The sequence below is a fragment of the Bradyrhizobium murdochi genome (assembly GCF_000472965.1).
In the GTDB taxonomy this organism is placed as follows: Bacteria; Pseudomonadota; Alphaproteobacteria; order Rhizobiales; family Xanthobacteraceae; genus Bradyrhizobium; species Bradyrhizobium murdochi.
Genome location: NZ_AXAU01000010.1, coordinates 25,024 through 46,759, shown reverse-complemented (window position 1 = coordinate 46,759; position 21,736 = coordinate 25,024). Strand labels below are relative to the sequence as shown.

Sequence of the window (21,736 nt, the reverse complement as noted above, 5' to 3'; positions counted from 1 at the left end):
ATCTGGGCAAGATTAAAGTGTCGACAATCGACGATTAAAAAATAACCACGGACTGGCGCGGGTTTAGCCGATGCGGCCTATGTCTCTTCCGGTTGGATTACCGGCACTTGCGGATAGCGATCTGGTCGGCCAGATCGCTCGAATCCTGATGCAGGCCATTGTTCAGGGGCGGTTGCCTCCTGGCTCTAAGGTGGTGGAGGCAGGGGTTGCCCGGGAATTAGGCGTCAGCCGTGCGCCGGTGCGCGAAGCGGCGCGCCTTCTGGAGAAACAGGGGCTGCTGGTCGCGAGCCCGCGCCGCGGCTTTTTCGTCCGCAAACTCGAAATCAGAAATATCGACGAGATCTACGATCTGCGTCTGTGCATCGAACGCCATGCCAGCGTGCTGGCGGCGAAGCGCCTCTCTTCGGAGTCGCGAGATTTGCTACGGCGGCAAATCGACGTTCTGCACCGGACCGCCGATCTCGACGACCCGGCCCGGCAGGTGGAAGAGGACTATCGCTTTCACCGGCTGATTTTTGAAATCGCGGATAACCGCCGCCTTTTGCGATTGTTCGATGATCTCGCAGCAGAGCTGCGCATGGTCATCGGCCTGATCGGCCGCCTTTACGACGACCCGCATGAGATCGCGAGGACCCACGAGCCGCTGCTGGCGGCGATCGAAGCCGGTTATCCGGAGCGCATCACCGCGCATGTCGACTACCATATCGGCCACGCCTGGCGCGAAGTCGGCAGGCTGGTGCGAGAACTCTCGCCGCCGCTCGGCAATCCCACTGAGCCGAGCAGCATCCTGTTTCCAACCGTCGGAGTGTCCGTGTGAAGGCCGTCTACACCGAACTGCATCGAAGCCACGATCCGCAATTCTTCCTGGTGCGCGGCGTGATCAAACGCACCACCGAGCAGCCCGAGCGTGCCGACCGGTTGCTGGCCGGACTTAAGGCCGGCAAGCACAGCCTCGTCGAGCCGACGGTGTTCGGCCAAGGCCCGCGGGCGCGCGTTCACAGCGCGGAATATCTGCGTTTTCTGGAGGAAGCCTGGGACGCCTGGGTCGCGCTCGGCGATTCCGGTTCGGAGATGATCGCCAACATCCACCCGGTTCGCTACGGCGCCACATACCCAACCCATATCGTCGGCCGCCTCGGCTGGCACGCGGCGGATACGGCAGCTCCGATCGGCAAGGGCACTTACGCCGCCGCCTGTGCCGCCACCGATGTTGCCACGACCGCGGCGCAACTCGTCATGGATGGCGAAGACGCTGTCTATGCGCTGTGCCGGCCGCCGGGCCATCACGCCTATGCCGACATGTCGGGTGGCTTCTGTTTCTTCAACAACAGCGCGGTGGCAGCGGCGCAGCTTCGGCTGCAGCATGAGCGCGTCGCAATCCTCGATATCGACGTGCATCACGGCAACGGCACACAGGGCATCTTCTACGAGCGCTCCGACGTGCTGACGGTATCGATCCATGCCGATCCCGTCTTCTTCTATCCGTTCGTGTGGGGATATGCGCATGAGCGCGGCGCCGGTCCGGGCCTTGGCGCCAATCTGAACATCCCGCTGCCGAAGGGCACCGGGGATGATGATTACATCAAGGCGCTCGGCGACGCCGAAAAAACCATCCGCGCGTTTGCGCCCGGCGCGCTGGTGGTGGCGCTCGGCCTCGATGCCTCGGAGCACGATCCGCTCGCCGGTCTTGCGGTGACCACGGCCGGCTTCCGGCGCATCGGCGCCGCGATCGCGCGGCTCGGCTTGCCGACGGTTTTCGTCCAGGAAGGCGGTTATCTCTCGGATATTCTCGGCGCCAATCTCACCGCTGTGCTCGGCGGCTTCGAGGAGGCACGTTAGTCAGCACATGCGTCTCCCGCCACACCTGCTTGCAGGCGATCTCCTGCCGGACAATTATCGACATTGGCCTGCGGCCGGTTTACGCTTCGGAAGCGCGACGCAGAGAGGAGAGATCGCAATGCTCTATGCCTTGCTGGCTCTCATGGCACCGCTTTGGAGCAGATCTCGGGATCGGACGGCCGAAGGCGAGGCGCCTGATACATTGGTCTCGCGGCTTCTGGTGTTGGTTGCCACCGTTCTTTTCGCGGTCCTGTCGATTCTCATCATCGATCTGTATCGTGACGAATTGCATGCGCTCGGCCTTGCCGGCGGCGCAGAGCGGATCGACGCGATCTTTATGAGCCCGTGAGCTGCCGGGCTGCGACTATTCGATGACGATGCGCGGCGGTGGCCGGTGCGCCGCGCCGGTTACGATCGCGGTCCAGACTTCACGCGCAATACTCACATATTGCTTGGCGTGAACGCCGTCGGGCTCGACGGCGACGATCGGCCGGCCATCGTCGGAGGTCTGGCGAATCTGCATATCCAGCGGTATCTCGCCGAGATAGGGAACGCCGCGGCGTTCGGCTTCCGTTCGCGCGCCGCCGTGGCCGAAGATCGGCGTGACGTGGTTGCAGGTCGGGCAGCAGAAGCTCGACATGTTCTCGATCAGGCCCAGGATCGGAATGCTCACCTTCTGAAACATGGCGATGCCGCGCCGCGCGTCGATCAGCGCGAGGTCCTGTGGCGTCGAGACGATGATCGCGCCGGCGAGCGGCGCCTGTTGCGCCATGGTGAGCTGCGCGTCGCCGGTGCCGGGCGGCAGGTCGACGACGAGGATATCGAGGTCGCCCCATGCGACTTCGCGCAGCATCTGCGTGATCGCCGAGATCACCATCGGCCCGCGCCAGATCATGGCGTTGTCTTCCTCGACCAGAAAGCCGATCGACATCACCTTGACGCCGAACCGCTCCAGCGGCTCCAGCATGCGCGGGCCGAGTTGGCGCGGCTTGCCGCGCAGTCCGAACAGTTTTTGTTGTGACGGACCGTAGATGTCGGCATCGAGAATGCCGGTCTTCAGTCCGAGCGCCGCGAAGCCGAGCGCGAGATTGCACGAGGTGGTGGATTTGCCGACGCCGCCCTTGCCGGAGGCGACGGCGATGACGTGCTTGACGCCGGGAATACCGGCGGCCTTCGACGTCGCGCGGGCCTTGAGATCCAGAGGGGTGGCGGACACTTGCTGCTCACGATCCAAGCGGATCGTCCTTCTTCACTTCGCGCGCGCGCAGATAATCTTCGGTCGACATGACCGGCGGGCGCTGCGGCGCCGCATGCGGGTCGAAGCTTTCGTTCACCACCGCTTCGACGCGGCAATCCGCGCACATCTTGATGACGTCGAGGCGCTTCGCGTTGGCGCCCTGGAACATCCAGTGCCGCTCGCCGCCGAGCTTGGCCAGCACGCGATCGATCGAGCTCTTGGTGCCGAACGGTTTGCCGCAAGCGATGCAGTTGAACGGCTCTTCCTCCTTCAGCACGCGCTGCGGCGTGTTCCAGGCCTGGAAGTCGAGACGCGGTTCGATGCTGATGACCTTTTCCGGGCAGGTGGATTGGCAAAGCCCGCACTGCACGCAGAGGCTTTCGGTGAAGCGCAGCATCGCGCGATCGGGGTTATCTGATAGCGCGCCAGTCGGGCAGGCGGTAACGCAGGCATGGCAGAGCGTGCAGCCGTCGACATTCAGCTTCACGGTGCCGAAGGGAGCGCCCGGCGCCAGCGGCACGACCTCGACGGGCGTGGGCGCCGCGAGGTGCAGCTCGCGAAATGTCGTTTCGAGCACGCCGCGCTTCGCCCCGCGCGGCACAAAGCCGGCTGGCTTTTGCGTTGCTATCCCGCGGGGGGCAGCATCCAGCGTGGCGCGCAGTTGGTCCGGATCGTCGGTTTCGATGATCTGGACGATCCCGGCACCGAAGCCGAGCGCGCTAACGATCCGATCCGACGTCTCGACCGCGCGGCGAAGTGCCGTGATATCGTGGCGAGGTTTTGCGCGCGTTAGCAGCGCGACGCCGCTGCCGCCATAGGCGAAGACGGAAGCGATGATCTCCGGTCCGACCTGCGTTACTTCGTTGACGCGCAGCGGCAGTATGTTGGCCGGCAAGCCCTCGCCGAACCGCGCCAGGGCATCGATGATGTCCTCGCCATGCTCGCCGTCATGAAACAAGACCACGGCATCGCCGCCGCCCGCCTTGCGGTAAGTCTGCAGCAGCGTGCGCAGCCGCCGCATCAGCGCGTCTGCGCTCGGCAATGCATAGGACGCCGCGCCGGTCGGACATACCGACGCGCAGGAGCCGCAGCCGGCGCAGACATTGGCGTCGATTGCGACGGCGTTCCCGTTCGGCGTGATCGCACCGGTCGGACAGAGGTCGAGGCAACGCGTGCATCCGGTAATGGACGAGCGCGAATGCGCGCAGAGCGACGGCTCGAAATTGACAAACCGCGGCTTGTCGAAGGTGCCAACCAAGCCGCCGGCATCTGCGATCGCGCGCTCGACCGCGGCCTTGTCGCGCGGATCGGCGCGCAAATAGCCGGGACGCAGTTCATGCGCGGGGAACAGCGCTGTGCCGCCGGAGAGATCGAGGATCAGATCGCAGGTCGAAGTAGCGCCATTGCGCGAAGGGCCGAAGATGAGCTTGGCGCGCGAGGAGGGGGACGGCAGCGCGTAGTCGTCGATCGCAAGCTCGAATTGCCCGAGATGGCCGCGAGCGTTGCGGATCGTGCCTTTGAGAACAGGAAACTCGTTGCTGCGGCGTGGGACCACATCGCCGGGCTTTGTCAGCAGCACGGTAATGTCCAGACGATCGGCGAGACGCTGCGCCGCCTCGATGGCGATTTCGTCCCGGCCATAGATCAGTGCAACGCCGCTACTCTCGAGCGTCACCAGCGAGAGCGGGGGCATTTCTTCGCCCGCCGCAGCAATCAGCGCGGCTGCTTTCGGACCGGCTGCCGCGGCATCCTTCGACCAGCCGCCGGTTTCGCGGATGTTGACGAAGTTGAGCTGGGCTTGCGGGGTGTTCTCCGCCACTTCCCGAAACAGCGGCGCTTCCTGGGTGCAGGCAACCGTAATCGGCGCGCCCTCGGCGAGCGCCTCCTTGAAGCGGTCGAGTTCGAGCCCGCAGAGCTGATTTGCCTGCGTGATCTTGCTCGCGCAGCCACGGCCGATCGCATCCGCATCGAGCGGCATGGTCTTCTCGCAACTGCAAATCAGGAGGCGCGACGTCGACGCACTCATTTTGAAATACCTTGAACCCGGAGCATCAAGCGGGTTGTTGCTTCATCCTACGGTTCTGCGGTAACCGCTCGGACGGATATCTGCAAGATATAGATATCGAGGCCGCTCGCGTGGCCAACTTGCACGGAATAGCATACACAAGCGGCTCGTGGAGCAATTAGGGATTAGCCGCTCGTGATCGTTCGTCCAAGAGATATGGAACAGACGCTCGATTTGCCACCCGGTTATACTTTGGTCGCGTTGCGCGAGCTCGGCGACGCCTTTGCCCATGCTCGCGAGATCGCGGCGGAGGCGGGGGCCGGAACGCTGGTATGGGTGCGCCGCTACGACCTGGTCGAGTTCGCGGTGGTGCTTGAACCCGACGAGCCGCTCAGGTCGGCGCGGCGGGCGTTCTTTGCCGGCATGAATGCGCTGGCGGATGCGATTGCGGCTCATTGTCCGCCGGAACGAGAGGTCAGTTTCGACTGGCCCGACGCGATCCGGTTTGACGCGGGATTGCTGGGCGGCGGACGGCTCGGCTGGCCCGCTGAATGCACCGAAGACGACATACCGTCTTGGCTCGTTTTCGGCGTGATCCTGCGCGCTGCCGCCATGGCGCATGTTCCGGAAGTGCAGGCGGCCTCGGGTGTGTCCTTGCTGAGCGAAGGTTTCGAGATGGTCGATACCGATGCGATCATCGAAAGCTTCACCCGGCATCTGATGACCGCGTTCGATCGCTGGAAAGAGCGCGGTTTCGAGGCGATCGCGCGGGACTATCTAGAACGGCTTCCCAAGGGCAAGGCCGGCGAGCGCCGAGGCATTGAGGTCAACGGAGATCTCCTAGTCACCATGCCGGCTGGCGGCGGAGCGCCGGAGCGGAACAGTCTTGTGGATGCGCTGGCAAGAGCCAGTTGGTATGATCCGCCGGCGCGCGGTCCGAAATTCGGATGAGGCGGATATGTTGAAGTTTCCGCGAACCATCAGGCTGGACCCGTCCGATACCTTCGTCTTCGAACGGGCGGCGGAACCCGGCGAATGGGCGGTTTCAGGCGCGTTCGTTTTTTGGAACCAGGATCCGGCGACGCTCGGCCAGAAACAGCGCGTGGCGCTGCGTTCCGGCTTTCTCGGGATCGACAGTCTCGGATGGTCGACGCTTGCCATCGTCACCGAAGCCAGCGAAGCGGAACGGGAGGCGATGATCGAGCGACTTGCAAGCCAGTTGCTGGAGAAATTCGGGGCGCCCGATGCGGATGCCGCGCGTCTTGCCGCCGAGGAAGAGATCGCGTTCGCAGCTTCCTTGTGCGAACACCCGCCGCAGACGTTGCTTGCCGTTCAGCGCAGCGTCGAAAACGGCGAGATCCGCGAACGCTTTCGTACCCTTAAAGCCCGCCCGGCTGCTGCGGACGCCGACCGGTTGCACGCCCATGCCAGCGCCTTTACCTTCCATGAAATCGAAGGCGATGTTGAACCTGCCGAAGAGGTCGATCTTCTCGGGCTGATCAGGACCGACGCCAGGACGACGGATCGTACATGAGAGAATTTTGGGTTGCCTCGGGCCATCACCTCACACGCCGCGCCGATCACGGCGGGCTGGTCGCGACGCCCGAACTCATCATGGCCTATCTGGCGCGGCCCGAATTGATGCCGCCGGCCGACGCCTGCGAGGCAGAGCGCCATTTGCATGGGAGCCTGATGGCCGATCCGCTGCGCCCGGTCTCGAAGGCTGATATCGCCGCGCTCGCCGACGCCGATGCGCGCGAAAACTGGTCCTTCATGGTGAATTTCCGCGACTGGCTGATGGCGGCGCCGTCGCTGGAGGCGGTCTATGTCGCGCTCGCCCGCAAGGGTGCCGGCGATCTGCCGCCGATCTTCCTGTCGCAATTGTGCCACCTCATCCTGCGCAACGCGCTCGAAGGCTGCGACGACACTTATATATTGCGTGCCGCGGAGCTGTTCTATCGCAGCCAACTGGCCGCCGTTCACGAAGGCACGTTGTTGCTCGCCGATGCGGAAGTCATCGAAGCGGAGCAGCATGCCCAGCACGACCTGCATTCATCGCCGCTCACGGCCATGCTGCAGCAGCCGAAGTCGTTCGGCGAGATGGACGTCATGGACGACGAAAACGCCTGGACCTACTGGTCGCGGTCGGATGCGCATGCGATGGTGATGAACATCGGCGGCAACAAGAATGCGCGGGCCGGGCTCTGCCGGGTCATCGAGCGGTGGATCGCTCATCTGCTCGGCATCACCGTCAGCGTCGAAACCATCGCCGCGATCGAGGATCGCGACTGGCGCTGGTTCATAGGCCTCGACAGTGAGGCGACGCGGATCGGCAATGCGCTGTGGCACGGCGAGCGGCTGGAGGGCGGCATTGCCGAACGCATCGTAGCGCTGATGCGCCTGACGTTCGAAGATGCGCGGCTGGTGGACGAGCGGGTCGGCGACAAGCCGGTTTACCTCATCCTCGCCATGGGCGCGGACAAGGTGGTGAGACTAAAGCCGCAAAATCTGGTTGCGGGGCTGCCGCTGGCCGCGGCCGCGAATGCCACATGATCCACCGAATGGAGGATGGGACATGGCGATGACGGAAGCATCCCGCGAGGTCGGCGTGGTGGTGCGGCGCCGTTCGATCGACAATCCCTGGATCGACCAGTTGTGGTCGCCGGCAATGATCCTGGATGAGGTGCCCGCGACCGCACCCTGGACTGCGCTGTCCACTGAAGCCGACGCGACGATCTATTATGCCGGCTCGGCCAGCATAGACCTGTTCAGCTCGGAAACGGCGAATTATCGCGATAACCTTGCCGATGGGGAGCCGCGGATCTGGGTCGCGTTGCGGCGCCAGGATGGTGGTCCTGAGCTTGAGCTGACGAAAGTGACCGCCGATCCGACCGAAGGGGAGGCGATGTTCGAAAGCGGCTGCGACGTGATCGGCACCGTGCCGATGCCGCCTGAGATCGCGTCATGGATTGCCGCCTTCGTCGATCGATTCCATGTCGAGCGTGTGTTTCACAAGCGCAAGCGGGATCGCGCCAGCGGCGATCGGCCGCGCGTGCCGGGCGGCGGGCCGGACGAGAAGATGGGTCGCAAATGAGTGGTCCGGACCAAGCCGATCGGGACAAGGGCTTTCTGGCGCGATGGTCGCAGCGCAAGCAGGAAGCCAAGCAGACCGAGCCGAAGCGGGACACGCCGGCTGCCGAAAGCGGCGATTCGCCAGCTCCGCCGCCCGCGCAAACCGAAGCGGTCGAGCCGGAGTTCGATCTTTCGACGCTGCCAAACCTCGAGGAGCTGACGGAGACCAGCGATATCACCGCCTTCCTTCGCAAAGGCGTTCCCGAACATTTGCGGAATGCGGCTTTGCGAAAATCCTGGGCGCTGGATCCCGCGATTCGCAACTATGTCAGCCCGGCGCTCGAATATGCCTATGACTGGAATACGCCGGGCGGGGTGCCCGGCGGCGGCGAGCTCGGCGCAGGCGTCGACATGGCGCGGCTGGTCGCGCAAATCATGGGCGAGCCCACGGCCGAAACAACGAATTCCGAGGCAAATTCCGGAACTGAAGTGGCAGGTCCTTCGCCACAGCCCGCTGAACGTGAACTCTCGGCAAAATCGCAGAAAGACCTTCCTGAGGAGTCTCTGCGACGGCCTGATGAACCGACGACGGAAACGGAACTCGTTACACAGGCGAAACGGGATACAGGGGAACCCGCGTCGGTGGGCGAATCCGAGGCAGCGAAATCTGTTGCATCGCAGCAACGAGTGCGACGCCATGGCACCGCAAAACCAATTGTTTAGACAAAAGTATTTGCGGACATAGGCCTCGCCTATGCTACAAATTTCTCCCTGGAATAATTCCAGTTCTAAAGTGTGTGCCTGAATAAGAGGCACTCGGGCGCGGGCGGGGAGAATTCGGTAGCACCATGCGTGATGCCGGGCTGGAACTAGCAATCAAGGCAGCAGGTGGCGTCGGGTCGCTGGCGCGGGGGCTCGGCATTGCGCAGCCCTCCGTTTCCGCATGGTCGCGCATTCCTGCCGAGCGGGTTCTCGCTGTCGAGGCGCTGACGCAGGTGGACCGTCTCGCGCTGCGTCCCGATCTCTACGGATCGTCCGAGGATCAGGTGACATCGAAATCTGAAATCGACGAGATCGACCAACTGCGTGCCGCGGAATACGGCCTGTTGTCGTTGCTGCTCGGCAAGGCGCCGGATGCGGAAACGCTGCAACGGGTTGCCACGCTGAAGGGCGACGGCTCCGATCTCGGCATGGCGCATGTCGAACTCGCGTCCGCCGCTGCAGCGACGGACGACCGCGCCGTCAGCAAGGAGTTCTTCGATCTCTTCATCGGGCTCGGCCGCGGCGAGCTGCTGCCCTATGCCTCCTATTATCTGACCGGCTTTCTTCACGAGCGCCCGCTGGCGCGGGTGCGCGAGGATCTGCGTGCGCTCGGAATCGAGCGCGCAGGTACCTCGCGGGAGCCGGAAGACCATATCGCTATCCTGCTCGAGGTCATGGCGGGCCTCGCACGCGGCGACTTCGAAGCCGAATTCGCCGAGCAGGCGCGCTTTTTCGAGCGCCATCTCAAGCCGTGGGCGGCGCGGATGTTCGCCGATCTGGAAATGTTGCAATCGGCGCGCTTCTACCGCGCCGTCGGCCGCACCGGCCGTGTCTTCATGGAATTGGAATCAGAGGCCTTCACGCTGTCCGAGTGACGGTGAAAGGCGACGAGAATAGGAGAGATCGCAATGAGCAAGCCATCTGAGAGTAAGGGAAAGTCACAGGCCGCGGGGGTGGATCGGCGTAGCCTGTTTCTGATGGGCGGTTCGGCGGTCGCTGCAGCAGCCGTTGTGCCGCTTGCGGGCACCGAGGCGGCTGCGGACGAGTCGCAGGCCGAGCGCGTCAAGGCGCGCTACAAGGAAAGCGATCACGTCAAGAATTTCTATCGCGTCAACCGCTACTGATGGGACCACGCACATGTTGATGAAGCGAAGAGACGGATCCGCGGGCAGGGCGCGTTTGCAGGGTATCGCCGCCGGCCTCGCGTCAGGAGTTCTCGACCGCCGTACGTTTCTGCAGCGGTCCGGTCTGGCGGCCGGCGCGGGCGCCGCGATCGGCCTGATGCCGCTCGGCTCGGTGCGCAAGGCGCAGGCAGGGCCCGAGAAGGTCGGTGCGCCCACTGAAATCAGAAAGAATATCTGCACGCATTGTTCGGTCGGTTGCACCGTGATCGCCGAAGTGCAGAACGGGGTCTGGGTCGGCCAGGAGCCGGCCTGGGACAGCCCGATCAACCGCGGCTCGCATTGCGCCAAGGGCGCCGCCGTGCGCGAACTCGTCCATGGCGACCGCCGGCTGAAATATCCGATGAAGCTGGTCAACGGCGAGTGGCAGAAGATCTCGTGGGATCAGGCCATCAACGAGATCGGCGACAAGATGCTGGAGATCCGCGCCAAGTCTGGCGCCGATTCCGTCTATCTGCTCGGCTCCGCGAAGTTCTCCAACGAGGGTGGCTACCTGTTCCGCAAGTTCGCGGCGTTCTGGGGCACCAATTCGATCGACCACCAGGCCCGCATCTGTCATTCGACCACCGTCGCCGGCGTCGCCAATACCTGGGGCTACGGCGCGATGACGAATTCCTACAACGACATGCGCAACTCGAAGACCATCGTCTTCATGGGATCGAACGCCGCCGAAGCCCACCCGGTTTCGTTGCAGCACATCCTTTCCGGCAAGGAGCTGAACCGCGCCAACGTGTTCGTGCTCGATCCGCGCTTCACCCGCACCGCGGCGCATGCAACCGAATATGTGAGATTCCGCGGCGGCACCGATATTGCCGTGATCTGGGGCATGTTGCACCACATCTTTAACAATGGCTGGGAAGACAAGGAATTCATCAAGCAACGCGTCTACGGCATGGACCAGATCCGCGCCGAAGTTGCGAAGTGGACCCCGGAAGAGGTCGAACGCGTTACCGGCATTCCCGGCGAGCAACTGAAGAAAGTTGCCGAGACCTTTGCCAAGCAGAAGCCATCGACCATTGTCTGGTGCATGGGCGGTACCCAGCACACTGTTGGCACCGCCAACGTTCGCGCTTATTGCAACCTGTTGCTGGCGACCGGCAATGTCGGCTCCTTCGGCTCGGGCGCCAACATCTTCCGCGGCCATTGCAACGTGCAGGGCGCGACAGATATCGGCCTCGATATCGTGACGCTGCCGCTTTATTACGGGCTGGTCGAAGGTGCCTGGAAGCACTGGGCGCGGGTCTGGGAAGTCGAATACGATTACCTGCAGTCGCGCTTCGACGAAGTCCCGGCGAAGGCAGGCCGTCCGGCACGCACCCGCAAGCAGAACATGGAACTGCCGGGCATTCCGTGGACCCGCTGGTTCGATGCGACGCTGTCCAACCCCGATGACGTCGATCAGCGTGACGCCGTGAAGGGCGTGGTCATCATGGGCCACGGTGGCAATACCGTGCCGCGCATGACGGAGATGGTGAAGGGGCTCGAAAAGCTCGAACTGCTCGTGGTCGCCGATCCGCATCCGACCACGTTCGCCGCGATCTCCGGTCGCAAGGACGGCACTTATCTGCTGCCGGCCTGCACCCAGTTCGAGACCTCGGGCTCGCGTACGGCCTCCAACCGCTCGCTGCAGTGGGGCGAGCAGATCGTCAAGCCGATCTTCGAATCGAAGGACGACTACGAGATCATCTACCGGCTGTCGGAAAAGCTCGGTTTCGCCGACAAGATGTTCAAGAACATCAAGGTCGAGAACAAGCGGCCGGTACCTGAGGATCTGCTCCGCGAAATCAACCGTGGCGGCTTCTCGACCGGCTATTCCGGCCAGTCGCCGGAGCGGCTGAAGGCGCACATGAAGAACCAGGGCAAATTCGACCTGGTGACCCTGCGCGCCAAGGCGGACGAGCCGGAGATCGGCGGCGACTATTACGGCCTGCCGTGGCCGTGCTGGGGCACGCCGCAGATCCGACATCCGGGCACGCACACGCTCTACAACACCAACCTTCATGCCAAGGACGGCGGCGGCACGTTCCGCGCGCGCTTCGGCGTGGTCTACGAGGAGAAGCAGCCGGACGGCTCGGTCAAGAACGTCAACATGCTGTCCGAAGGCTCCTACAGCAAGGGGTCGGAGCTCACCGACGGCTATCCCGAGTTCACCTATGGCGTGCTCAAGAAGCTCGGCTGGGACAAGGATCTGACCGCGGACGAGCTTGCGACCATCAACAAGATCGGCGGCAACAACCCTGATGGCGTCGGCTGGGCGGTCGATCTGTCGGGCGGTATCATCCGCGTCACGCTGGAGCATGGCGTGATGGCGTATGGCAACGGCAAAGCCCGCGCGGTGGCGTGGAATCTGCCGGATCCCGTGCCGGTCCATCGCGAGCCGATCTACACCGCGCGGCCCGATCTCGTCGCGAAATATCCGACGCGTCCGGACGGGCGTCAGTTCCGCATGGCCAATGTGGGCTTCTCGATCCAGAAGGCGGCGGTCGAGAAGGGGCTCGCCAAGCAATTCCCGATCATCCTGACGTCGGGACGCCTCGTTGAATACGAAGGTGGCGGCGAAGAAACCCGATCCAATAAATGGCTCGCGGAATTGCAGCAGGACATGTTCGTGGAGGTCAACACCTCGGATGCCGCCGAGCGCGGCATCAAGGATGGCGGCTGGGTTTGGGTTTACGGTCCGGAAAACAGCTCGAAGGCCCGCGTCAAGGCGCTGGTCACCGACCGCGTCGGCAAGGGGGTGGCGTTCATGCCATTCCACTTCTCCGGCTGGTTCCAGGGCGTCGACCAACGCGGCAAATATCCGAAGGGTTCAGACCCGATCGTGCTGGGCGAAAGCGTCAACACGATCACGTCCTACGGCTACGACCCGGTCACCGGCATGCACGAGGGCAAGGTGACCCTGTGCCAGATCCAAGCGGCGTGAGAGGAGAATAGATCATGGCTCGCGTCAAATTTCTTTGTGATGCCGACCGTTGCATCGAGTGCAATGCGTGCGTGACCGCCTGCAAGAACGAACATGAAGTGCCGTGGGGCATCAATCGCCGCCGCGTCGTCACCATCAATGACGGCAAGCCCGGCGAACGCTCGGTCTCCATGGCCTGCATGCACTGCACGGATGCGCCGTGCGCCGCGGTTTGCCCGGTGTCGTGCTTCTACACCACCGCCGACGGCGTCGTGCTGCACTCCAAGGATCTGTGCATCGGGTGCGGCTACTGCTTCTACGCCTGTCCGTTCGGCGCGCCGCAATATCCGAAGGTCGGCAACTTCGGATCGCGCGGCAAGATGGACAAGTGCACCTACTGCGCGGGCGGACCGGAAGCCGACTCGACGCCGGCCGAATACGCCAAATACGGCGCCAACCGTCTGGCCGAAGGCAAGCTGCCGATTTGCGCCGAGATGTGCTCGACCAAATCACTACTTGCCGGGGACGGCGCGATCATCGCCGAGATCTATAAGGAGCGGGTGATGAAGCGCGGCTATGGCTCCGGTATGTGGGGCTGGAAGACCGCCTACAGCGATTCGCCGACCGGCTGATGCAACGGCCGCCGCGCTTCGGCGCGGCGGCATCAGGGTAATTCCGATAACCGAAAGGCGTTGTGCAAATGCCAGGCTCATCTTCAATTCTCAGGTTCGCAAATCTCAAATTCGCGGTTTTCAAGCCGCTGCTTGCCGCGCTCGCGCTGTTGTTCGTGTTCGCACAGCCTGCGGCCGCACAGATTTCCTTCAAGCCGACCGCCGAGGCCGTTCAGGAAGACAAGCTTCTGAACGCGCTGAAGGAGGGCGACAAGATCACCGGGCGCGTATCGATCCCCGACAGAACTGCGGCCAATCTGATTCAGCCCGCAGGGCGCGACTGGCGCGACTTCCAGCGCAGCAAACTGCCCTGGATCGGCGGCATTTCCATCCTCGGCATGTTGGCCGTGCTCGCGATCTTCCTGATGGTGCGCGGTCGGATTCGCGTGCACCAGGGATTTTCGGGCAAGACGATGCTGCGCTTCGCGAGCTTCGAGCGGTTCACGCACTGGCTTACCGCAAGCTGCTTCATCATCCTGGCGCTCTCGGGCCTGAACGTCAGCTTCGGACGCACCCTGATCCTGCCGCTGTTCGGCCCCGACGCTTTTGCGACCATGTCGGCCTGGGCGAAGCTTGCGCACAACTACCTGGCATTCCCTTTCATGCTGGGGCTTGCGATCATGTTCCTGATCTGGATCAAGGACAACATTCCGGGCAAGCTCGATTGGGAATGGCTCAAGCAGGGCGGGGGCCTTCTCTCTGACGACAAGCATCCGCCAGCCAAGCGTTTCAACGCGGGCCAGAAGGGGATTTTCTGGATCGTGATCATCGGCGGCGTGCTGATGTCGGTGTCCGGTTGGTTCCTGCTGTTCCCGTATCTTCCGGGCAACGTCACGGCACTCCAGTTCTGGACCGTGATCCACGCCGTGATCGCGATGCTCTTCATCGCCGCCATGCTGGCGCACATCTATATCGGCTCGATCGGCATGGAGGGGGCGTTTGATGCAATGGGAACCGGTGAGGTCGATCTGAACTGGGCCAAGGAGCATCACGCGATCTGGGTCAAGGAACAGCAGGCAAAGGGCGAAGCTCCATCTGATGGCACGGCCCGCGCAGTACCGGCCGAATAGTCCGGTCTGGCGCAAGCAAAACGTGAGGAAGTGACATGAAATCCTTTGTTGCGGCAGTAGCATTCGCAGTCGTTGCTGCTGTTGGCGTTGCGATAGTGCTCAACAACTTTCAGGAGTCGAGCTCCGTCGCCTTTACGACCACGGGCGCCAGGGTCGGCGATCCCGGCCATAATCTGATCGGCCCGAGCTGACGCCGGCGGTGGGCGCGCTTGACGTCACGCTGGCGTGGCCGGTCGAAATCCGCCTGCCGAAGGATCGCCGCAGCTTGCGTGTTACCTTCGACGACGGACGCACATTCGATCTCTCCGCCGAATTGCTTCGGGTGACCAGCCCGTCGGCCGAAGTGCGGGGGCATTCCGAGGCCGAGCGCAAGACCGTCGGCGGCAAACGCAATGTCACCATTCTTTCGGTCGATCCTGTCGGCAATTATGCCGTCAGAATAGGGTTCGACGACATGCACGCGACCGGCATCTACTCCTGGGCGTTTTTGCGCGATCTCGGCGAGAATGCCGAGCGGCGCTTTCAGGACTACCTCGACGACCTGCAGGCCAAGGGGCTCGACCGCGACCGGCCGGGCGTACGCTGAGGGCCAGCGGTAATGGCATCCAGCGATTTGGCGAAAGCTTCACGTCGCAACGCAGTCCGGTCGCAGCTTCTGGCGCTTGCGGCTGTGCTGATCGCGCTGCCGATCGGCGCAACCGCCGCCGTCGCGCAACTGCGCGGCCATGGCGGGCCGGTTCGGGCGCTGGCGATCTCGGCCGACGGTCAAAGCGTGATCTCCGGCAGTTTCGATTCAACCGCGATCCGCTGGTCGCTGACGCGCAATGCGGCCGAGCAGGTACTTCGTTTCCATTCCGACGCGGTCAACGCGATCGCGCTGCTCGGGGAGGGACGCGCAGCGACCGCCGGCGCTGACGGTCGCATCGCCATCTGGACCTTTGGCAAGGCAGAGCCCGACGCGGTGCTCGAAGGCCACACGTCGCCGATCGTGGCGCTTGCCGTATCGCCTGATGGCGCGACGCTCGCATCGGCCTCATGGGATCACACGGTGCGACTCTGGCCGCTCGCAGGCGGCGCGCCGCGCGTGCTCGATGAGCATACGCAGAACGTCAACGGCGTGGCGTTTACGGCCGACGGCCGCACGCTGGTCAGCGTCAGCTACGACCTCAGCGTTCGCATCTGGCCGCTGTCGGGCGCGCAGCCGCCGACGGTCGTTCCGATGCCGACACCGCTCAACGCCGTGGCCGTAGGCCGTGACGGTGAAATCGCGGTCGGCGGTGCCGACGGCAAGGTTTACCTCCTGACCGCCAGCGGCGCGCGCGCTGGCGAGGTTGCGGCGGGGCCAAGGCCGGTGATCTCGATTGCGATTTCACCTGATGGCGCGCATGTGGCCGCCGCGGGCATCGGTGGCACGGTCGCGGTGATCGACCGCAAGGCACGCACGCTCGCGCGCACGCTGGTCGGCCCGGGCCTTCCGGTCTGGTCGGTCGTATTCGCGCCCGACAGCCGCACGCTGCTCACGGGCGGCGCTGACAACATCATCCGGCGCTGGAACGCCGCGACAGGCGAGCCGGTCGATCCGCTTCTCGTCGAAACGGCAGGAGATCCGCTCGCCGCCTATGCTGGCGATCACGGCGCGGAGGTCTTTCGCGCCTGTGTGGCCTGCCATACGCTTGGCGCCGATCAGGTCAACCGCGCAGGCCCCACGCTCGCCGGCATCTTCGGGCGACGAATTGCAACCGCGCCCGGATATAATTTTTCCGAAGCGCTCAAGCGCCTCGATATCGTCTGGACGCCGGAGACGGTCTCCAAACTGTTCGAAGTCGGGCCGCAGGCCTACACGCCCGGCACCAAGATGCCGGAGCAGCGCATCGGCTCGGAGCAGGACCGCGCCGCGCTGGTGCAATTCCTCGAGCGGGCGACAAAGCGATAGCGCGCTCGGCGCGGCGATTATTCCGGTTGCGTCAAGGTTTCGCAGGCGTCGAGAAGACCAGCGACATATCCTCATACTCCTCGATCGGAAGCCTGGTGACGCCCGCGGCGGCCGGAGATTTCTTCGACAAAGCCGCGCCGGTGGTTACGGTGGAACGTTCATTGGAAATTGAATATGAGCGGATCGTGGTTACGGCAGCGAGCAGGGCGACTGCCACGAATCCGGAAATCAACAGATGCTTCATGGAAAACTCCGTTGGTTCGACATGCAGTGTGGCTTGCAGCACTGCATTACGGCCAACGGTCACGCGCGAGTGTGGCCTGCGTCACCTATCACGATCTTGTTTTTGACGATCGGGCTGGTTCCCTTGCCCGTAACGAAACGCGCCTCCGCATTTGCTGAACGTTTCCAGCGGCGAACTGCACAGAGCGGAATCTGCTCACGGAGCAGGACGGCGACCGGTCCGCGGGTTGAGCGGACCCGTTGGCCGCCGCCTCAAGGCTTCCGGCAGGAATTTTTCGTCCGGAGCGGCAACGGCGCTGGAGCGAACGTCCGCCGCGGATTGGGCGCGTTCGTGCTCAGTCTGATTGTCCTTGAACCTTCGCTTGACGTCGAGGCCATCAACAGGATCGTTGACGCCGTGTTGAATGTCCCTGAAGTCGTCCACAAAATCCTCCCCGACTTCCATAAATCCATACGTTCGGGAAACGCGGACCGGAGAATCAGGTTCCACCTGCGTCCGTCGAGAGGCGCCGCTAAATTGAAGCATTAAATGGAACCGGCTGTGCCACGCCCAATTGATTCCAGATGAAGCGAGATGGAGCGGCAGATGAACGACAGCACCGTCAAGAAGGTATCCAGCAAAACCGCGCCCAAGGGAACGATGGGTCAAACCTATCTCGTTTCCGGCAAACGCCTCTCGATGCGCTTATGGGAAAACGAACAGCCGCAAACCGATATATCTCGGCCGAGAGATTACGAAACGGTGGGCTATGTCGTGAATGGACGTGCTGAACTTGTTATCGAGGGCCAGACGATAAAGCTGGAGCCAGGTGACTCCTGGCTGGTGCCTGCGCATGCCGAACACAGCTATCGCATTCTCGAACCATTTACGGCCGTGGAGGCAACCGCACCGCCCGCGCAAGTGCATGGCCGCGACGAAGTAAAAGCGTAGTCGGGCACACAACAAGATTTTGGGAGAACGTGATGGGACTCGAAGCAGTCTATTTCATCGGAGCGTTCGTGCTTCTTACCGCGCTGATCTATGGGACGCTGAGCTATCGTTATCGCAACAGGGCCGCGACGCGGGCCGGCGATGAAATCGTGAAGCAGCGGTATCGAGAGAACCAGGGCTGAGGCCGGAAAATTCGATTCTCTAACAGGAGTATCTTCGTAACCCGGATGAGCGAAGCGACAGACAGGTGCCCGAGACGACCCGGATGACGCTTCGCTCATCCAGGTTATGACTCTACATCACATCCGACTACGACGATCTACATCCGACTTCGCTGGACTTGCGGGCATCACAGCACGCCTTGCGCGTCCTCGGCGCCGAGTGGGGTCTTATAACCGCCGTCGCGACCGGGGACGCCGATATGAATCTCGTGCCCTTGGCGCATCGCCAGCGACGCGGCAGCGACGGCCGCCTCGAAGGCTGCTTCCTTCGTGTCATATCTATTTTGCGCATTCCCGTCATGGAGGACCGTCCAGCCATTCGGCTCGGAGACGATCATGTATTCGGCCAATCCCATCGGAGCCTCCCTTGCCGTTCGCAAGGCCAACGTCGAGACGGTTGCCGGGTTCCGGGGACATGCCTGCAGGGGACGGTCAGGCTTTCGGGGGACGTCCACGCTTGGCAAATGTCAGTCCCTGCATGTCGGCCGCGTTCTGTAGAAGACCTGCGCGCTTCAAAGCTTCGCTTCGTGCAGGACCATGAGGCATGGCCCGCGCCTTCTCCAGCGCCGCCAGCGCTTCAGAATGCAGGTCCCGCTGGGGCCGATCTTCGACCTTTTTCTTGTCCATTCAGAAAGATTAGGAGGCGGGAACAGCGCCTGTCTGTACGATTCTGGACGTTGGAACCCTGATCCACCGATTTATCGGAACTAAATCCCGTGCATTCCGCTTCCAATTCTGGAGGTGTCCCAATGAGCAAGGAAAAGTCCACCGATGATCCACGCCAGCAGACCGACTGGGGATCACACAAGCAGACTGACAAGCCGTGGAAAGAGAAGCCGGAGAAGGAGCAGAGGTCGTCGTCGAAAATAGACTTGGAAAAGTGGCATGAGACCAACACCCATTAGTTACTGCGTCTATGGCGCAGTAAACTTAGCCCGCCACTGTGGGATGGATGGAGACGCTGCAGATGCTTGAAGAGAAATTGAAGGAAGCAATCGTTGCTGAACTGAAACGGCAGGCAGCGAATGATCCGCGGACGCTGAGCATCGATGACTCCGAAGGCCTCGTCGTCAAGGGCAAGATCGATCTGGACGATCTGACGATGGTGATCGCGGGAGCTGTTGCCGGAGGACCGTGAGCGTTTCCGCACAGGCTGCCATCCGCTACTGCAGGAACGGAGATTGTCGCCGGGCGTTCTTTCAAAAAATGGTTGGACGCGAAGATGACGGAACCGCTGCCCCTGTTGATAGAGAGTTCGATTGAAATCGCCTGGGACTATCTCGAGCGTACGGGAGAGCTGGGTGATGCGATGGTGGCCGGCCGCTTTCTCAGCGACACGATAGAACTGATGGTGCGGCGTGGCGAGCGGCGGCGGTTGATGCTGGCCAACAAGGCAATCGCGGCCTATCAGCAATTCAGGCGGCAGCAGTCCGAACGTCCGGTGCTTGCGTCGGCCTGATGGCGCGTTTGTATCGTCCAGCAGTGCGGCGCCCAGCATTGGCTCATTACAGGAACGGCTTTCCACCGGTAACCGCAATCGTCGCGCCGGAGACGTAGCTGGAAAGCGGATCGGCCAGCATGACATAGGCGGTCGCCAGTTCGACCGGCTGGCCCGGACGCATTATGGGAACTTGCTTGCCAAAATTCTGCACGGAGTCCTCAGGCAGGGTGGAGGGGATGAGCGGTGTCCAGATCGGCCCGGGCGCGACGGCATTGGCGCGAATGCCCTTCTCAGCCAGCATCTGCGCCAGCCCTGCCGTGAAATTGTGGATCGCTCCCTTGGTCGTCGCATAGGCCAGCAGGCTAGGGTTGGGCACATCCGAATTGATCGATGCGGTATTGATAATGCAGCTTCCCGGCTTCATGTGGCTGACGGCCGCTTTGGTAAGATAGAACATCGCGTGGATGTTGACCTTGAAGGTCAACTCCCATTCCTCGTCGCTGATATCCTCGATGGACTTGAAGCTGGCTTGATGCGCGGCGTTGTTGACGAGGATGTCGATGCCGCCGAATGCCGATACGGCCTTCGCGATCACAGCCCGGCAGTGGTGGGGGTGCTGGATGTCGCCCGAAACAAGAACGGCCTTTCTGCCGGCTTCCGTCACCAGCCGTTCGGTTTCGCGAGCATCGTCATGCTCCTCGAGATATGAGATCAAAACGTCGGCGCCCTCCCTGGCGAAGGCAATAGCGACCGCGCGGCCGATGCCGCTATCACCTCCGGTGATGACCGCCTTCTTGCCTTTGAGCCGGCCGCTGCCTTTGTAGGAAGTTTCGCCGTGGTCTGGCAGCGGATTCATCGCGCCGGTCGTGCCCGGCATCGGCTGATGCTGGCTGGGAAAAGGTGGCCGCGGATAGTGCAGCATTGTATCTCTCTCCCAAAAACGCGGCGGCTCCGCGGCTAGGTGAGGCGGTGGAGGTTTCCCAACGGATTGAGCTTGCTGGGGTCCTTATCCTCATCCTCGATCTTGCGCTGTTCCGCCTTGGCTTCCTCTTGCAACTTTCCGTCGCCGACGACTTCGGCGATGACTTCCTTGGTCTTCCCCGCAACTCGGCGGGTCGTCCGTTTAATGGTACCCATAATCGTGACCTGCGCTGTGGTGGGGTCCGGTCCAGGTCAATGTCCGACCGGCGCCTTCGTTCCTGAGCGCGGGTAGGCCGCGACGTCGCGCTCCTGATCGCGCGGGCTGTAGGAACGTTGCGATACGCATCGGGCTTGGTTTAGTTCAGGAGAGAAGGTGATGCCACGATTTGCGCCAAGCGACCTCGATGCGCTGATCATCGGCGGCGGGCCGGCCGGGTTGACTTGCGCGATTTACTTGGCGCGCTACCGGCGCAAAGTCGTCGTCGTCGATAGCAGGGAAAGCCGGGCAGCGTTGATCCCAGCAACGCATAACTATCCCGGCTTTGCCGACGGAATTGCCGGCCCGAAATTGTTGGAATCGCTCGCCGCGCAGGCAAAGACTTACGGTGTCGAGATCATCGCCGATCGGGTTACGGAGTTGCAGCTCGCCAGGAGCGGCTTCGAGGCGACTTGCTCGCAACGTACCATCACGGCAAAACGGGCCGTGCTGGCAAGCGGATTGATCGACCGCGACCTCGGAAATCCTGATCTGCAACAGGCCATCGGCTACGGGTTAGTCCGTTACTGCCCGATATGCGACGGGTTCGAGGCAACGGACCTGCGCATCGGAGTGCTGGGCAGCGCCAATGATGCGGGCATAAAAGCGCTATTTCTGCGCACCTATTCCAGATACGTCACGCTGCTGACGCTGGACGGCAATGGCTGTGGCGAGCCGCTCTCGCGCGAGTTGTCAGAGGCGGACATTCGCTTGCTAACGGCCCGCGCCGTCGCCTTCCGCAGGCAGGACAAGCAAATGACCGTGTCACTGAGCGACGGAACGGTCGAAGCGTTCGACGTGATCTATCCGGTTTTGGGCTGCGAGGTGCGCTCCGAGTTGGGACGGAAACTCGGTGCCAGCCATAACGACGCCGGCTGCCTTCACGTCGATGCACATCAACGCACGAACGTGCCGGGATTGTACGCTGTCGGAGATGCCGTTTCAGACCTGCACCAGATCGCGGTCGCAACAGGTCACGCTGCCGTCGCCGCCACCGATATCCATAACGGCTTGCCGCGCAATTTCCGCTGACGGCCGGCTATGGAATTCT

Annotated in this window: 30 protein-coding genes; 22 read left to right on the top strand and 8 right to left on the bottom strand. The window is 62.7% G+C overall.

Annotation, left to right across the window (positions count from 1 at the left end):
• The first annotated feature begins 79 nt into the window (after nt 1-79).
• From YUO_RS41150 to YUO_RS41145, 3 genes are all read left to right on the top strand, one after another.
• Nucleotides 80-817, top strand: coding sequence for a GntR family transcriptional regulator (locus YUO_RS41150; protein ID WP_235782763.1), 738 nt, complete (start codon nt 80-82; stop codon nt 815-817).
• On the top strand, nt 814-1,839 hold the full coding sequence (locus tag YUO_RS0119695) for a histone deacetylase family protein (protein WP_028348828.1): 1,026 nt from the start codon (nt 814-816) through the stop codon (nt 1,837-1,839). Before YUO_RS41150 ends, YUO_RS0119695 begins: the two co-directional genes overlap by 4 nt.
• A gap of 118 nt (nt 1,840-1,957) precedes the next feature.
• Nucleotides 1,958-2,188 (top strand): hypothetical protein, encoded by a 231-nt coding sequence (locus tag YUO_RS41145; RefSeq protein WP_035727105.1) that lies wholly within the window; start codon nt 1,958-1,960, stop codon nt 2,186-2,188.
• Nucleotides 2,189-2,203: 15 nt separating this feature from the next.
• Here YUO_RS41145 and YUO_RS41140 read toward each other — a convergent pair whose 3' ends face one another.
• Nucleotides 2,204-3,055 (bottom strand): Mrp/NBP35 family ATP-binding protein, encoded by an 852-nt coding sequence (locus YUO_RS41140; RefSeq protein ID WP_430649551.1) that lies wholly within the window; start codon nt 3,053-3,055, stop codon nt 2,204-2,206.
• Between the two features lie 7 nt (nt 3,056-3,062).
• Nucleotides 3,063-5,054 carry a 4Fe-4S binding protein gene (locus tag YUO_RS0119680; protein ID WP_430649553.1) on the bottom strand — a complete coding sequence of 664 codons (1,992 nt, stop codon included), beginning with the start codon at nt 5,052-5,054 and terminating at the stop codon, nt 3,063-3,065.
• Nucleotides 5,055-5,297: 243 nt separating this feature from the next.
• Here YUO_RS0119680 and YUO_RS0119675 point away from each other — a divergent pair, with 243 nt between their 5' ends.
• The 13 genes from YUO_RS0119675 to YUO_RS0119615 all read left to right on the top strand — a co-directional run bounded on the left by YUO_RS0119675 (nt 5,298) and on the right by YUO_RS0119615 (nt 16,672).
• Nucleotides 5,298-6,032, top strand: coding sequence for a biotin/lipoate--protein ligase family protein (locus YUO_RS0119675; RefSeq protein ID WP_028348826.1), 735 nt, complete (start codon nt 5,298-5,300; stop codon nt 6,030-6,032).
• Nucleotides 6,033-6,039: 7 nt separating this feature from the next.
• A complete protein-coding gene (locus tag YUO_RS0119670) occupies nt 6,040-6,615 on the top strand; it encodes a DUF6505 family protein (protein WP_028348825.1) in 576 nt (191 codons plus the stop codon).
• A complete protein-coding gene (locus YUO_RS0119665; protein ID WP_028348824.1) occupies nt 6,612-7,634 on the top strand; it encodes a DUF6352 family protein in 1,023 nt (340 codons plus the stop codon). Before YUO_RS0119670 ends, YUO_RS0119665 begins: the two co-directional genes overlap by 4 nt.
• Nucleotides 7,635-7,662: 28 nt before the next feature.
• Nucleotides 7,663-8,175, top strand: a complete 513-nt coding sequence (locus tag YUO_RS0119660) for a DUF3305 domain-containing protein (protein WP_028348823.1) — start codon at nt 7,663-7,665, stop codon at nt 8,173-8,175.
• Nucleotides 8,172-8,876, top strand: coding sequence for a DUF3306 domain-containing protein (locus YUO_RS0119655; protein ID WP_028348822.1), 705 nt, complete (start codon nt 8,172-8,174; stop codon nt 8,874-8,876). Before YUO_RS0119660 ends, YUO_RS0119655 begins: the two co-directional genes overlap by 4 nt.
• A 125-nt stretch (nt 8,877-9,001) precedes the next feature.
• Entirely contained in the window at nt 9,002-9,790 is a 789-nt protein-coding gene (locus tag YUO_RS0119650; protein ID WP_028348821.1) for a molecular chaperone TorD family protein, read from the top strand.
• Nucleotides 9,791-9,823: 33 nt separating this feature from the next.
• Nucleotides 9,824-10,039, top strand: a complete 216-nt coding sequence (locus tag YUO_RS43850; RefSeq protein ID WP_051379522.1) for a hypothetical protein — start codon at nt 9,824-9,826, stop codon at nt 10,037-10,039.
• A 13-nt stretch (nt 10,040-10,052) separates the two neighbouring features.
• On the top strand, nt 10,053-13,019 hold the full coding sequence (locus tag YUO_RS0119640) for a formate dehydrogenase subunit alpha (protein WP_028348820.1): 2,967 nt from the start codon (nt 10,053-10,055) through the stop codon (nt 13,017-13,019).
• A 14-nt stretch (nt 13,020-13,033) separates the two neighbouring features.
• Nucleotides 13,034-13,630: a formate dehydrogenase FDH3 subunit beta gene (gene fdh3B, locus YUO_RS0119635; protein ID WP_028348819.1), complete on the top strand. Its 597-nt coding sequence runs from the start codon at nt 13,034-13,036 to the stop codon at nt 13,628-13,630.
• A gap of 68 nt (nt 13,631-13,698) precedes the next feature.
• On the top strand, nt 13,699-14,739 hold the full coding sequence (locus YUO_RS0119630) for a formate dehydrogenase subunit gamma (RefSeq protein ID WP_051379521.1): 1,041 nt from the start codon (nt 13,699-13,701) through the stop codon (nt 14,737-14,739).
• Nucleotides 14,740-14,774: 35 nt separating this feature from the next.
• Nucleotides 14,775-14,930 carry a hypothetical protein gene (locus YUO_RS47190; RefSeq protein ID WP_198028055.1) on the top strand — a complete coding sequence of 52 codons (156 nt, stop codon included), beginning with the start codon at nt 14,775-14,777 and terminating at the stop codon, nt 14,928-14,930.
• An 8-nt stretch (nt 14,931-14,938) separates the two neighbouring features.
• Nucleotides 14,939-15,325, top strand: coding sequence for a gamma-butyrobetaine hydroxylase family protein (locus tag YUO_RS0119620; RefSeq protein WP_051379520.1), 387 nt, complete (start codon nt 14,939-14,941; stop codon nt 15,323-15,325).
• A gap of 12 nt (nt 15,326-15,337) precedes the next feature.
• On the top strand, nt 15,338-16,672 hold the full coding sequence (locus tag YUO_RS0119615) for a c-type cytochrome (RefSeq protein ID WP_051379519.1): 1,335 nt from the start codon (nt 15,338-15,340) through the stop codon (nt 16,670-16,672).
• A 31-nt stretch (nt 16,673-16,703) separates the two neighbouring features.
• On the opposite strand, the gene YUO_RS0119610 is transcribed toward YUO_RS0119615, so the two are convergent.
• Entirely contained in the window at nt 16,704-16,916 is a 213-nt protein-coding gene (locus YUO_RS0119610) for a hypothetical protein (protein WP_028348815.1), read from the bottom strand.
• A gap of 195 nt (nt 16,917-17,111) precedes the next feature.
• On the bottom strand, nt 17,112-17,339 hold the full coding sequence (locus YUO_RS0119605; RefSeq protein ID WP_028348814.1) for a hypothetical protein: 228 nt from the start codon (nt 17,337-17,339) through the stop codon (nt 17,112-17,114).
• 162 nt (nt 17,340-17,501) lie between these two features.
• On the opposite strand from YUO_RS0119605, the gene YUO_RS0119600 reads away from it, so the two are divergent.
• The gene (locus tag YUO_RS0119600) at nt 17,502-17,846 is read left to right on the top strand and encodes a cupin domain-containing protein (protein ID WP_028348813.1); all 345 of its coding nucleotides are present in this window, start codon (nt 17,502-17,504) and stop codon (nt 17,844-17,846) included.
• 32 nt (nt 17,847-17,878) lie between these two features.
• Nucleotides 17,879-18,028: a hypothetical protein gene (locus YUO_RS46340; RefSeq protein ID WP_156795607.1), complete on the top strand. Its 150-nt coding sequence runs from the start codon at nt 17,879-17,881 to the stop codon at nt 18,026-18,028.
• Between the two features lie 167 nt (nt 18,029-18,195).
• Here YUO_RS46340 and YUO_RS0119590 read toward each other — a convergent pair whose 3' ends face one another.
• Both YUO_RS0119590 and YUO_RS0119585 read right to left on the bottom strand, forming a co-directional pair.
• Nucleotides 18,196-18,423, bottom strand: coding sequence for a DUF2188 domain-containing protein (locus YUO_RS0119590; protein WP_028348812.1), 228 nt, complete (start codon nt 18,421-18,423; stop codon nt 18,196-18,198).
• Nucleotides 18,424-18,499: 76 nt separating this feature from the next.
• Complete coding sequence (locus YUO_RS0119585) at nt 18,500-18,694, bottom strand: hypothetical protein (RefSeq protein ID WP_028348811.1); 195 nt, start codon at nt 18,692-18,694, stop codon at nt 18,500-18,502.
• A 122-nt stretch (nt 18,695-18,816) separates the two neighbouring features.
• Between YUO_RS0119585 and YUO_RS47185 the strand changes: the two genes are divergently transcribed.
• The 3 genes from YUO_RS47185 to YUO_RS0119570 all read left to right on the top strand — a co-directional run bounded on the left by YUO_RS47185 (nt 18,817) and on the right by YUO_RS0119570 (nt 19,526).
• The gene (locus YUO_RS47185) at nt 18,817-18,972 is read left to right on the top strand and encodes a hypothetical protein (protein WP_198028054.1); all 156 of its coding nucleotides are present in this window, start codon (nt 18,817-18,819) and stop codon (nt 18,970-18,972) included.
• 47 nt (nt 18,973-19,019) lie between these two features.
• Nucleotides 19,020-19,205 (top strand): hypothetical protein, encoded by a 186-nt coding sequence (locus YUO_RS41135; RefSeq protein WP_035727099.1) that lies wholly within the window; start codon nt 19,020-19,022, stop codon nt 19,203-19,205.
• An 84-nt stretch (nt 19,206-19,289) separates the two neighbouring features.
• Nucleotides 19,290-19,526: a hypothetical protein gene (locus tag YUO_RS0119570; RefSeq protein ID WP_028348810.1), complete on the top strand. Its 237-nt coding sequence runs from the start codon at nt 19,290-19,292 to the stop codon at nt 19,524-19,526.
• A gap of 46 nt (nt 19,527-19,572) precedes the next feature.
• On the opposite strand, the gene YUO_RS0119565 is transcribed toward YUO_RS0119570, so the two are convergent.
• Nucleotides 19,573-20,430, bottom strand: a complete 858-nt coding sequence (locus YUO_RS0119565; RefSeq protein WP_028348809.1) for an SDR family oxidoreductase — start codon at nt 20,428-20,430, stop codon at nt 19,573-19,575.
• Nucleotides 20,431-20,465: 35 nt separating this feature from the next.
• Nucleotides 20,466-20,645 carry a hypothetical protein gene (locus YUO_RS47180; protein ID WP_028348808.1) on the bottom strand — a complete coding sequence of 60 codons (180 nt, stop codon included), beginning with the start codon at nt 20,643-20,645 and terminating at the stop codon, nt 20,466-20,468.
• A 160-nt stretch (nt 20,646-20,805) separates the two neighbouring features.
• Here YUO_RS47180 and YUO_RS0119555 point away from each other — a divergent pair, with 160 nt between their 5' ends.
• On the top strand, nt 20,806-21,717 hold the full coding sequence (locus YUO_RS0119555) for an NAD(P)/FAD-dependent oxidoreductase (protein WP_028348807.1): 912 nt from the start codon (nt 20,806-20,808) through the stop codon (nt 21,715-21,717).
• The last annotated feature ends 19 nt before the right edge of the window (nt 21,718-21,736 follow it).